Annotated in this window: 11 protein-coding genes; 4 read left to right on the forward strand and 7 right to left on the reverse strand. The window is 67.1% G+C overall.

Features of this window, described 5'->3' with window-relative positions; genetic code table 11:
• Window positions 1–169: 169 nt before the first annotated feature.
• A complete protein-coding gene (locus FCE95_RS13630) occupies window positions 170–787 on the forward strand; it encodes a hypothetical protein (protein ID WP_137267609.1) in 618 nt (205 codons plus the stop codon).
• Here the strand turns inward: FCE95_RS13630 and FCE95_RS13635 are convergent.
• The 6 genes from FCE95_RS13635 to FCE95_RS13660 form a co-directional block, all read right to left on the reverse strand.
• Window positions 750–2,258: an ArnT family glycosyltransferase gene (locus FCE95_RS13635; protein ID WP_137267610.1), complete on the reverse strand. Its 1,509-nt coding sequence runs from the start codon at window positions 2,256–2,258 to the stop codon at window positions 750–752. The two genes, FCE95_RS13630 and FCE95_RS13635, sit on opposite strands and share 38 nt — an antisense overlap.
• A 60-nt stretch (window positions 2,259–2,318) precedes the next feature.
• Entirely contained in the window at window positions 2,319–2,843 is a 525-nt protein-coding gene (locus tag FCE95_RS13640; RefSeq protein ID WP_137267611.1) for a cytochrome b, read from the reverse strand.
• Window positions 2,844–2,930: 87 nt separating this feature from the next.
• Entirely contained in the window at window positions 2,931–3,356 is a 426-nt protein-coding gene (locus FCE95_RS13645) for a ketosteroid isomerase-related protein (protein ID WP_137267612.1), read from the reverse strand.
• Between the two features lie 112 nt (window positions 3,357–3,468).
• The gene (locus FCE95_RS13650) at window positions 3,469–4,221 is read right to left on the reverse strand and encodes an MHYT domain-containing protein (protein WP_137267613.1); all 753 of its coding nucleotides are present in this window, start codon (window positions 4,219–4,221) and stop codon (window positions 3,469–3,471) included.
• A 27-nt stretch (window positions 4,222–4,248) separates the two neighbouring features.
• Window positions 4,249–5,004 (reverse strand): 4-vinyl reductase, encoded by a 756-nt coding sequence (locus FCE95_RS13655; RefSeq protein ID WP_137267614.1) that lies wholly within the window; start codon window positions 5,002–5,004, stop codon window positions 4,249–4,251.
• Window positions 5,005–5,337: 333 nt separating this feature from the next.
• A complete protein-coding gene (locus tag FCE95_RS13660; RefSeq protein WP_137267615.1) occupies window positions 5,338–6,300 on the reverse strand; it encodes a pyridoxal-phosphate dependent enzyme in 963 nt (320 codons plus the stop codon).
• A gap of 123 nt (window positions 6,301–6,423) precedes the next feature.
• On the opposite strand from FCE95_RS13660, the gene FCE95_RS13665 reads away from it, so the two are divergent.
• Window positions 6,424–6,969: a hypothetical protein gene (locus FCE95_RS13665; protein WP_189644771.1), complete on the forward strand. Its 546-nt coding sequence runs from the start codon at window positions 6,424–6,426 to the stop codon at window positions 6,967–6,969.
• Window positions 6,970–7,486: 517 nt separating this feature from the next.
• Window positions 7,487–9,376: a tRNA uridine-5-carboxymethylaminomethyl(34) synthesis enzyme MnmG gene (gene mnmG / locus FCE95_RS13670; protein ID WP_137267616.1), complete on the forward strand. Its 1,890-nt coding sequence runs from the start codon at window positions 7,487–7,489 to the stop codon at window positions 9,374–9,376.
• A 203-nt stretch (window positions 9,377–9,579) separates the two neighbouring features.
• Here the strand turns inward: mnmG and FCE95_RS17165 are convergent, their stop codons facing one another.
• Entirely contained in the window at window positions 9,580–9,972 is a 393-nt protein-coding gene (locus FCE95_RS17165; protein WP_189644772.1) for a putative signal transducing protein, read from the reverse strand.
• Window positions 9,973–10,014: 42 nt separating this feature from the next.
• Between FCE95_RS17165 and FCE95_RS13680 the strand changes: the two genes are divergently transcribed.
• Window positions 10,015–11,256, forward strand: coding sequence for a sialidase family protein (locus tag FCE95_RS13680; protein WP_189644773.1), 1,242 nt, complete (start codon window positions 10,015–10,017; stop codon window positions 11,254–11,256).
• The last annotated feature ends 68 nt before the right edge of the window (window positions 11,257–11,324 follow it).

An 11,324-nucleotide genomic window follows, 5' to 3' on the forward strand; every position in this document is an offset into this window, starting at 1 on the left:
CCGGCGTTGATGCGCGCTTTTGTCGGAGCGGCTTCAGCCGCGAGCTCTTTCCCACACGTCGTCGCGACCTGAAAAGGAAGGCTCGCGGCTGAAGCCGCTCCTACAAAAAAGCCGAGCGCGGTTCATAAAGCCTGATCTAGACTTTCGGCCGCAACGTTGCGAGGAACCCATGGCCAAAATCTTTCCTGCGATCGCACTGGGCGTGTGTCTGATCGGATCGCCCGCGCTCGCCGCGCAACGTTACGACGTCCAAGGCATCCAAGAAGCGCTTTCGCAAATCGACGTCGACGCATTGCTCGGCGAAGCCGGCGGCGTGCTGATGCGCGCGCCGGACGATGCGCTCGACGGCTTGTTCCAAGCCGTGCACGCCTCGGCGCAGATACCGAAAGAAGCGCAGACCATGTGCCGGCTGCTGGAACCGGATGCCGACCGCAGCCTCGAAGCGATCGGACGCGCCGCGAACCATCTGGGTCCCGCGAGCCGCGACCGTTTCGTGGCCGCCATCGCCGGCATCGCCGCGTCGGGCGTGCAGAATCCGCCGCAGCCCTACGATCCGGTCGCCGCGCGCCAAACGCTGAAGTCGGCCGGCGTCACGGCGACGCTATTGCACGACGGTTTCCTGGTGGGCATGACCGCGACCGGCAATGATCGCGCGAGCCGCGAAGCGCGCTGCCGTTCGATGGGCTGGATGCTGGACGCGCTGAAGGACGTTCCGCTGGCGCAACGCGCGGCCGCTACGCGCTTGCTGCTCAACGAGGGTCTGACGCTGCTGGCGCGTTCGCGCTGAGCGGTTCCACCCGGAACAGCACGCGCCTCTGGTAGGGTGTGCCGAGCGGCACGGCGCGGAAGCCGCGCGCAGCGATCCGCTGCCGCAAGCGCGGCCACAAGTCTTCTTTGCACACCCAGACCAAGCCGGCTTCGGCTTCGCGCAATTCCTCGTCCAGCGGCTCGTCGTATTCCGGATTGAAGCGCGGCTGCGGGACGGGATCCAGCGACAGCTTCTCGATCTCGGTGGAAACGCCCAGATGCAGATGCAGGCCGTAGCGCGCCATGTCTTCGACGAACACCACTTCGCGCACCGGCTCGGGCGCGCGTTCGCGGATCGCATCGGCCCACTGCGCCGCGTCCTTGTGGGTCGGCCACAGCGCCGACACCAGTTTCGCCGACAACAGCAGGGCCGCCCACAGCCACAGCCAACGCCACGACGGCGGCGCCCGCCCTTCGCCGTCGCGCTGCTTCGCGGCGAGCAGGGCCAGCGGCACGAACAGCGGCAGGATGTAAAGCGGCATCCGCGACTTCGACACGCAGAACACCAGCAGCGGCAGCAGCACCCATAGCAACAGCAGCAGCGGCGCCGCGTCCGCGGCCCGCGCCTGCGGATCGCGCCACCAGCGTTTGACCGAAGCCGGCACGCCGCGCGCCCAGCGCAGCAACGGCAAGGTCCACGGCAGCGTTCCGATCAGCAAAGTCGGCACGTAGATTTCCAACCAGCCGTACCACTCGCCGTGGCGGCCGAACTCCTTGGTGGTGACCCGGTTCACCACTTCGTCGCCGACGAAATACTGGAACAAGCCGGGATTGCCGTGGATCACGGCGACGTACCAGGGCAAGGCCAACAGCACGAACACTAGTAAGCCGGAGAAGTGGAAGATCCGGTCGCCGGCGCGGCGCGGCATCGCCTGGTCGAACGCCAACACCACCAGCAAGGGCAGCAAGCCGGGCGGGCCTTTGGTCAGGAACGCCAAGGCGAACCCGACCCACATCAGCGTGATCCAGCGTTTCTTCGCATCGCCGAACCGGGCTTCGACGAAGGCCCACATCGCCATCGTTTCGCAAGCGGCGAGCACGTAGTCGGTGGTGATCAGCTGCGAAGCGCCGACCGGCAGCAGCATGGTGGCGTAGGCCAACGCGGCGGTCCGCTCCGATCCGGGCGTCAACCGCCGGCCGATCCGCCAGGCCAGCCACACGCACAGCAGATAGGACGCTGCCGCCGGCAAGCGGGCGGCCCAGGGGTTGCTGCCGAAAGCCGCGACGCTGCTCGCGATCAGCCAATAGGTCAGCGGCGGCTTCGTCCAGTGGCCGACTTCGTCGTTGCGGCGCGGATTGAGCCAATCGCCGCTGTGCAGCATGTTCAACGCGACGTTGGTGTAGCGGCCTTCGTCGGGATCCCAGATGCCGCGTGTGCCGAGGAAGCAGAACGCCAGCGCCAATGCGATCAGGGCAGTCCTAAAAGCCGGGGAACGCAGGATCCGGATCATGGCGGGGCGGGCAGCGGGCGGGCGCGCACTATAAGCGCAGCATTCTCAGCTAAATGTTGGTCATAGCATCCGGCGCAGGCTGTCGTCGCGCCGTATCCAGTGATGGTAGAACGCAGCCAGGACGTGCAAACCGATCACCCAGTAGAAGAATTCACCGATGCCGCCATGCAAATCCTCCAGCCGCTCGGCGAGGCCTTTGTCCTGGGGCAGCAGGGCCGGCAGGGCGATTTCGGTGAAAGGCACGTAAAGGACTTTGCCGTCGGCCCACGCCGTGGCCAGGCCCAGCAACGGCATCACCACCAAAAAGGCATACAGCATCAGGTGCAATCCTGCGGCCGACCAGGCCTGCCAGGCCGGGGGCGGCGGGACGATCGGGGGCGCGCGCCTGCGCCAACGAAGCAGGATGCGCCATACCGCCAGTCCCGCTATCGCCAGCCCGGTCCAATAATGGGCTTGCATCATATTGAGGCGGGCGGCCGATCCGCGGGCGAACAAACCGCGCTGCTCGATGAAGAGGTAGGCCGCCGCGAGCAGGACCGCGATCGACCAATGCAGGTAACGCTGGGTGGACGAATAGCGCGTCATGGCGGTGGGCAGGCCTTGGGCTCTGCCGGATTGTAGGACCGCTGCTCCGCATCGGATTGACCGAAATCAAGGCGCCTGCAAAGCCCTTCAACTGACCTGCGCCAACCACTCCTGCAGGTTGTAGTAGTTGCTGACCCGGGCGATCTTGTTGTTGCGGATCTCGAAGAAAGCGCCGCCGGGCAGTTCGTATTTCTGGCCGCGCGCTTTGGGCAGGCCGGCGTCGTCGGCCAGGTATTCGCCGCGCACCACGTACTCGGCGGCGGCGCGGCGGCCGTCGGGCGAGCTCATCACCACGATCTCGCCCAACTGCTCGCGGTAGCTGGCCGCCATCCGCTGCAGGAACACCGCGAATTGCGCGCGCCCGGTCTCGCGCGGACCTTGGTTGAGGTCGTGCACCACCTGGTCGTCCAGGCAATCCAGCATCCCGGTCCAGTCGCCGCGGTTGAACGCGGCGTAGTAGGCCAACACCAACTCGGTCGCGCGGTCGTTCGCGCGCGTGCCATCGATCTTCATCTGTTTCTCGGCGGTTGTTCGCGCCAACGATCATACTGCGAGAAACTAGAGACCAGGAACGAGAAACTAGAGAAAGCTCTTCTCTAGTTCCTGATTCCTAGTTTCTGCTCCCTCAGATCTGCACCATCGCCCGCTGCCTTTGCCGCAGCAGGCTCAGCGCCAGCATCGTCGCCAGCAGGAGCGTGGCGACGGCGAACACGCCCATGCCCAGATTGGTCACGCTCAGGCCGCCGGCCAGCGCCGCATCGCCGGCGCCGTTGGGCATGAAGCTCGCCGCTTGCATGCCGGTGTAATGCATGCCGCACACCGCCACGCCCATCACCAGCGCGCTGCCCAGCATTTGCAGCCAGCCGCGCAGATTGAAGGCCAGCCACAGCGCCACGATCGAAGCCACGATCGCGATCGCGCCCGAAGCCGCCACCAGCGTCATGTCGTAGTGCGTGTCCGCCGGCATCATCATCGCGGCCATGCCGGTGTAGTGCATGCCGGTCACGCCCAGGCCCATGAACACGCCCGCGGCGATCAGCTTCGACCAGCCGAACACGCCGGTGCCGGCGATCGCCAAGCCGGCCATGCACGAGGCCATGCCGATCAAGGCCGACAGCACGGTCAAGCCCAGGCCGTAGGCCACCGGAATGTCCATTCGGCAGGCGAGCATGGCGATGAAATGCATGGCCCAGATCGCGCCGCCGCCCATCGCCGCGCCGGCGGCGACGATCGCGCGCCAACGCTGCGCGGCGGTCTGCGCGGCCGGGATCGCGATCGCCAATTGCAGGGCGGTGAACGAACCGAGCACCGAAACCAGATAGGACAGGATCACCAACAAAGGATCGTGGACGCATTGGATGGCGTGGTCGTGCGGCATTGCGGTTCCCCCAGTGTGGTCGGAAGGTCAGGCGCTGAATTCGAAGCTGCAGCTCTCCGCGCCGGTGTTGCGGCAATGGGATTCGACGACGCGCACCGCGTCGGTGCCTTGCGGGCCGGCGAGCAGGCCGCCGAGCATGCCGCGCAGGAAATGGCAGCAGGCGCCGTGTTCGCCGCGGTGGCAGAACGGGCTGTTCTTGACCCGCAGCACGTCGTCGTGCAGTTCGGCGTGGAGCAGTTGGCGCATCGCCGGCAGCGCGATGTGGCGCACCGCGTCGGCCAGTTGCAGGTGGCCGCCCAGCGCGTAGTCGCGCTTATAGACCCAAGCGCCGACGCGCTGGCCGATGTAGCGCAAGGTCGATTCGCGCTGCGGTTGCGGCAAGTCGTGCTCCAGCGCCAACAGCTGGATGAAGATGTTGGGATAGTTGCGCGCCAACTGCGGCAGCAGGGTTTCGACGCGCTTCATGTCCATCGCCGCGGTCGCGACTTCCGCGGCGGCCGGTTTCGCGGCCGCCGCGGGCCTGGCGGGCGCAGGCGCGGGGTTGTCGGGAGCCTCGGCGGGCGAGGCTTCGAAACTGTTGACCAGGTGGTGCGTGCCCAGCTTCTCTTCCAGCTGCAGCAAGCCGCTTTCCGGGCCGCGCACGACCATGGTGAGGACCACGCCCTCTTCGCTGTTGACCATGCGTTGGCGCAACAGATTGAAGCCGGACGCGATCACGGTCTGGCCGAGCGCGAGCAGCAAACCGTCCCTGCGATCCGAGACGACTCGGAACTGGATATCCACCACCGGCATCCCCCTGGCCTGTCGGAACGAGTGGACCGGGCTTTCCTGCCCGGCGCCGCTCCTGGCGCGGAGCGAGCAGCGATGCAGCCTGCCAGCCGCCGTCGGAAAAAAACGGAAGAAGGATCACAAAAGTGAACAGGCCGGCGCCGAGCGGAGCGAACGGTCGGACGATCGGAGCACGCCATGCCCGGATGTGCCGCGCTACTGCGTTGAAGCGACGCGGGTTCGCTTTTGTAGAGTCGAGCCTGCTCGACTGCTCTTCTGGGTCCGAAGGCAAAAAGCAGTCGAGCGGCTCGACTATGCCTAGAGAGGTGGATCGAGTAGCGGCACCGCCTACTTCGAAAGCAAGGCGGACAGATTGTCCAAGTCGACATTCCCGCCCGACAGCACGATGCCGACGCGGCGCCCGGCGAAAACCTCCGGATGCGCCAGCACCGCCGCCAGCGCGATCGCCGACGAAGGTTCGATGGTCTGCTTGCAGCGCTGCCAGAACAGGCGCAGCGCGGCGAGGGTGGCCGCGTCGTCCACGGTCAGCACGTCCACGCGCAAGCGCCGCAGCAACTCGAAATTGATTTCGCCCAGCGTGCCGCGCAAACCGTCGCAGACCGTATCCGGCGTGAATTCGGTGACGCGTTCGCCGCGCTGCAGCGAAGCGAAGGTTTCCGCCGCGCCGCTGGGTTCGGCGCCGATCACCCGGCAGTTCGGCGCCGATCCCGCCGTGGCGAGCGCGGTGCCGGAAGACAAACCGCCGCCGCCGACCGGCGCCACCAGCAAGTCGAGATCGGGAACCGCATTGAGCAATTCCATCGCCGCCGTGCCTTGTCCGGCGATCACGCGCGGATCGGTGTAGGGATGCACGAGCGTGGCGCCCGTTTCGCGCTGCACGCGCGCGCATTCGGCTTCGCGCGCGGCGATGGTCGGCGCGCATTCGTGCAAGGTCGCACCGTAAGCTTGGATCGCGGCGAGTTTCGATCGCACCGCGCCCGCCGGCACCACCACATGGCAGGGAATGCCGCGCAAGCGCGCGGCCAGCGCCAAGGCCGCGCCGTGGTTGCCGGAAGAATGGGTGACCACGCCGGCGGCGGCCTGCGCTTCGTCCAGCGCGAACACGGCGTTGCAGGCGCCGCGGAATTTGAAAGCGCCGGCGCGTTGCAGATGCTCGGCCTTGAAATGCAACTCGCAGCCGGCGAGTTCGTCCAGGCCGCGCGAGCGCAGCACGGGCGTGACGTGGGCGTAAGGCGCGATGCGCGCGGCGGCGGCCAGAAGGTCGGCGAAATCGGGCAGTGGGGTCGTCATCCGTTCAGCGTAGCGGATCGAACGCGGAACCGTTCAGCGTAGCGGCGGTCCGCGCCGGGAAAATTAAGCGCGGATTCAATGCGCGCGCCCGATGCTGGCGGCGTTATCCGGGGGATTCCGCCTATGAAACTCCGCTTGCTGCTTCCCGCCCTGGCCACCGCATTCGCGCTGACCGGGTGCGTCGCGTACGACGACTACTACGGCTATGGCCCCGGCTATTACCGCAGCAACGAGCCGACCGTGGTCTATCGCCGTTACGGCGGCTATCCGTACGGGTATTACGACGACTATTACTACGATCGGTATTACGGCGGCTATCCGTACCGCTACGGTTACGGCTATCCCTATTACGACCGCTACGTTTATCCGCGCTACTACTACCGGCCGCGCTATCCGGGCCATGGCGACTACCGGCCGCCGAACGGCGGCGGCGGTTCCGGCAAGCCGCCTTGGCGCGACCTGAACAGGCTACGCCAAGCCGAAGGCCAAGAGCCGATGCGGCCACCGCCGCGCGCCTCCCGGCCGCCCGCCTCGGCGCCGGCGTATCGGCCCATGCCTTCGGCGCCGGTCTATCGGCCGCCGTCCGGCTCGTCGAATTCGGAGCATCGCGAAGAAGCGCGCCGCATCCGCGCCGAGCGCAAGACGGAATCGCATCGGGAGGAGCGGTGAGGGCGGAACCATTGACGGAAACGGGACGTCCGTCGCGGACTGCGAACCGCAAAGCGCTTGCACTGGGGGCCTTGCGGTCGCAATCTAACCAGGACTGACCGCTTGCGTCGGTTTGCGACGTTGAATTGTTGCGGTTGACCCTCTGTCGACGCCCGGTGGGGAATCACGGATCCCCCCTGTTCCGCCTCCGCCGGGCGTCGGCGCCAAAAAAACGGGGCCGGACGTCCCCCGACATCCGGCCCCTCGCGTCCCCAGTGTGCGCATGGCCGTCCCTGTTCCTGCCCGGCCAACGCCCCCGCGTCTTGCCACGCTGGGTGCCAGATAGGCAAAGCAGGAAGCGTGCCAACTTCCCAGGCCTGGGTCGGCGATAATGCCGGCCTGCTCGTGCCCTCTCCTCTCGGGAGAGGGTGAGGGTCCGGCGCAACGGCCGTTTCCAGTTCGCGTCGTATTCCGAACCCTCATCCGCCCTTCGGGCACCTTCTCCCGATGGAGAAGGCATTCATCGTTGCGTTCCGCCATGACCCATTCCTTCCATCGCTACGACGTCATCGTGATCGGCGGCGGCCACGCCGGCACCGAAGCCGCGCTCGCGTCCGCGCGCGCCGGCGCGCGCACGCTGCTGCTCACGCACAACATCGAGACGGTCGGCGCGATGAGCTGCAATCCGGCGATCGGCGGCATCGGCAAAGGCCATCTGGTCAAGGAAATCGACGCGCTGGGCGGCGCGATGGCGCACGCCGCCGACCGCGCCGGCATCCAGTGGCGCACCTTGAACGCATCGAAGGGTCCGGCCGTGCGCGCGACGCGCTGCCAAGCCGACCGTTCCCTGTACCGCAGCGCGATCCGCAAGATCGTCGAAGCGCAGCCGAACTTGACCGTGTTCCAAGCCGCGGTCGACGATCTGATCATCGACAACGAAACCGTCGGCGGCGCGATCACCCAAACCGGCCTGCGCTTCGAAGCGCCCGCCGTGGTGCTGACCGCCGGCACTTTCCTGGCCGGCAAGGTCCACGTCGGACAAACCCAATACGCCGCCGGCCGCGCCGGCGATCCGCCCGCATCCACGCTCGCGCAACGCTTGCGCGAGGGTCCGTTCGTGGTCGATCGCTTGAAGACCGGCACGCCGCCGCGCATCGACGGCCGCACGCTCGATTATTCGGTGATGGAAGAACAGCCGGGCGATACGCCGTTGCCGGTGTTCTCGTATATCGGCGACGCGTCGGAGCATCCGCGCCAGGTGTCGTGCTGGATCACGCACACCTCCGAACGCACCCACGAGATCATCCGCGGCGCGCTAGACCGTTCGCCGCTGTTCACCGGCGCCATCGAAGGCATCGGCCCGCGCTACTGCCCGTCGATCGAAGACAAGGTGGTGCGTTTCGCGGAGAAATCGAGCCACCAGATCTTCGTCGAGCCCGAAGGCCTGGATGTGACGGAGATCTATCCGAACGGCATCTCCACCTCGCTGCCGTTCGACGTGCAATTGGCGCTGGTGCGCAGCATCCGCGGCTTCGAGAACGCGCACATCACCCGGCCCGGCTACGCGATCGAATACGACTTCTTCGACCCGCGCGGCTTGAAGACTTCGCTGGAAACCAAAGCGGTGTCCGGCCTGTTCTTCGCCGGCCAGATCAACGGCACCACCGGCTACGAAGAGGCCGCGGCGCAGGGTTTGATCGCCGGCTTGAACGCCGCCCGCTTCGTGCAGCGAAAAGAAGCCTGGTCGCCGCGCCGCGACGAAGCCTATATCGGCGTGCTGATCGACGATCTGATCACCCACGGCACCAGCGAGCCCTACCGCATGTTCACCTCGCGCGCCGAATACCGGCTGCAGTTGCGCGAGGACAACGCCGATCTGCGCCTGACCGAAACCGGTCGCGGACTCGGCTTGGTCGACGAAGCGCGCTGGAACGCGTTCGCGGCCAAGCGCGAGGCCATCGCGCGCGAGAGCGAGCGCCTGCGCGGGCTGTGGGCGACGCCGGCGAACGCGATCGGCCGCGAGCTCGCGGAAGCGACCGGCGTGGTCGTCAGCCGCGAAAGCAACGCCTTGGATCTGCTCAAGCGACCGGAGCTGGATTACGCCAAATTGATGACGGTGCCTTCGCTGGGGCCGGCGGCGGAAGACGCGAAGGTGGCCGAGCAAGTCGAGATCGGCGTGAAGTACGCCGGCTATCTCGACCGCCAGCGCGAGGAGATCGAACGCCAGCAGCGCAACGAAGACACCGCCATTCCCGCGGGCTTCGACTACGCCGCCGTGCGCGGCTTGTCCGCCGAGGTGCAGCAGAAGCTCGAACGCGTGCGCCCGCAGACGGTCGGCCAGGCCCAGCGCATCCCCGGCATGACCCCGGCGGCGATTTCGCTGCTGCTGGTGCATATCGCGCGGCAGAAGCGCGCGCAGGTGGCCTGATCTTTCCTCTCCTCCTCGCGGGGGAGGATGCCCGAAGAGCAGGAGAGGGGGCGCGAGCGGAGCGAGCGTGCTCTTGTCTTCTGCCGCATCACGCCAAAAGCCGAACCCTCTCCCCGGCGCTTCGCGCCTATCCCTCTCCCGTAAAAGGGAGAGGGACAATTCACAAGCTCGCGGGCGGGAGCGCGAGTGATCCTCAAGCAGAGCTACAGCTCGCGCACAGCCTGTTCGTCGGCAATGGGCTTCCGCCGCCACGGCAACGGCACGCTGAACAGCATCAGCGCTACCCAGGCGATCCGGCTCGACCACGATTCGCGATCCGGCGCCTGCAATACGCGTTCGTCGGCCGTGCGTTGATGCGCGTCGTCGTCGTCCAGCACGTATTCGCCGGATTCGGCGGCGTGCAGGATGTCGCGCGCGCGCATCGCCTGCTCTTGCGGCACGCGCAGCTTCACGCCGCCCACCGCCAGGCGCCATTCCCAATTCGCTAAGGCCAGGTGTTCGTCGCCCAAATGCGCGTCGATGCCCTGCGAGGCCAGCAGGCCGCGGGCGATGTGCGCTTCGATCGGGTCGTGGTAGTGGGCGACGGTGACGAGCATAAGTTCATGCCGGGGCGACGCGCCTAGAGTACGCTTCGCCGCATGAAGACCATTGTCCGCCCGCTGTTCGCGTTGTTGCCCCTGGCCCTTCTCGCCGCTTGCCAGCGCGACGCCGCCCCCGAAGCCGCCGGCAAGCCGGGCGAAATCCGCGTCTGGCCGCTGCTCGCCGAACAAGGCGCGGCGCAGCCCGATCTGGCCGTCGCACCCGACGGCCGTCTCCTGCTCAGTTGGATGAGCGTGCGGCCGGGCCGCGACAACGCCTTGCAGTTCGCCGCTTTCGGCACCGACGGCCGCTGGCAGAGTTCGCCCAAGACCATCGCCGTCGGTGAAGCCTTGCTGTCGAACTGGGCCGACACGCCGCACATCGCCGCCACGCCCGACGGCGCGCTGTGGGTGCATTGGCTGCAGCGGACCGGCGCCGGCCCCGGCGAGTACGACCTCGCGCTCAGCCGCTCCGGCAATCGCGGCTTCAATTGGAGCGCGCCGGTCGTCGTCAACCGCGACCAAGGCGGCGAGCACGGTTTCGCTTCGCTATGGCCCGCGACGCAAGCGACGCTGGGCGTGGCCTGGTTGAACCCTGCGAAAGCGGGCGAGGGCGACGCGCACGAAAACCACGGTGGCATGTCGCTGCAGACAGCGATTTTCGACGGCGGCTTGCAGCGCACGAGCGAAAGCACGCTCGACGCTGCGACCTGCGAATGTTGTCAGACCGACACGGCGATGGCGTCCGCCGGCCCGGTAATCGTCTACCGCGACCGCGACGCCGAAGAAGTGCGCGACATCGCCGCCGTCCGCTACGACGGCAAGGCCTGGAGCGAACCGGTACGCGTCCACGCCGACGGCTGGAAGATGCCCGCTTGCCCGGTCAACGGTCCGGCCGCCGCCGCGAACGGCAACGACGTGGTCGCCGCCTGGTACACCGCGGCCAACGGCGAACCTTCGCTGCAATTGGCTTTGAGCCGCGACGGCGGCGCCAGCTTCGCCGCTCCGGTCCGCGTCGACCGCGGTGCGGCCGTGCTGGGCCGCGCCGACGTCGCCTACGACAAGGACGGCGCTTGGGTCGTATGGCTGCGCGAAGACGCCGCTGCGCAATCGCTGTGGCTGGCGCGCTATTCGGCCGATTTGAAGCGAGAAACCCAACGCACCGAGATCGCCAAACTGCAAGGCCGCGGCAACGCCGGCGGTTCGCCCAAATTGGCTCTGCGCACCGACGGCGCCTATGTCGTGTGGACCGACGCCGGCAACGGACAACCGAAGCTGCACGGCGTGCAAGTGATCCGATAACCCGCGAACAACTTCCTCCGCGCGTCTAAAGACGGCGCGCCGTCACATTTTCGGCCACTCAGCAATTG

This window comes from Luteimonas gilva (assembly GCF_005239095.1).
In the GTDB taxonomy this organism is placed as follows: domain Bacteria; phylum Pseudomonadota; class Gammaproteobacteria; order Xanthomonadales; family Xanthomonadaceae; genus Luteimonas_C; species Luteimonas_C gilva.

Coding starts and splice junctions, on each gene's coding strand:
- mnmG (WP_137267616.1), top strand. CDS start 7,487: ATGACCCATTCCTTCCATCGCTACGACGTCATCGTGATCGGCGGCGGC.
- FCE95_RS13635 (WP_137267610.1), bottom strand. CDS start 2,258: ATGATCCGGATCCTGCGTTCCCCGGCTTTTAGGACTGCCCTGATCGCA.
- FCE95_RS13660 (WP_137267615.1), bottom strand. CDS start 6,300: ATGACGACCCCACTGCCCGATTTCGCCGACCTTCTGGCCGCCGCCGCG.
- FCE95_RS13680 (WP_189644773.1), top strand. CDS start 10,015: ATGAAGACCATTGTCCGCCCGCTGTTCGCGTTGTTGCCCCTGGCCCTT.
- FCE95_RS13630 (WP_137267609.1), top strand. CDS start 170: ATGGCCAAAATCTTTCCTGCGATCGCACTGGGCGTGTGTCTGATCGGA.
- FCE95_RS13640 (WP_137267611.1), bottom strand. CDS start 2,843: ATGACGCGCTATTCGTCCACCCAGCGTTACCTGCATTGGTCGATCGCG.
- FCE95_RS17165 (WP_189644772.1), bottom strand. CDS start 9,972: ATGCTCGTCACCGTCGCCCACTACCACGACCCGATCGAAGCGCACATC.
- FCE95_RS13665 (WP_189644771.1), top strand. CDS start 6,424: ATGAAACTCCGCTTGCTGCTTCCCGCCCTGGCCACCGCATTCGCGCTG.
- FCE95_RS13650 (WP_137267613.1), bottom strand. CDS start 4,221: ATGCCGCACGACCACGCCATCCAATGCGTCCACGATCCTTTGTTGGTG.
- FCE95_RS13645 (WP_137267612.1), bottom strand. CDS start 3,356: ATGAAGATCGATGGCACGCGCGCGAACGACCGCGCGACCGAGTTGGTG.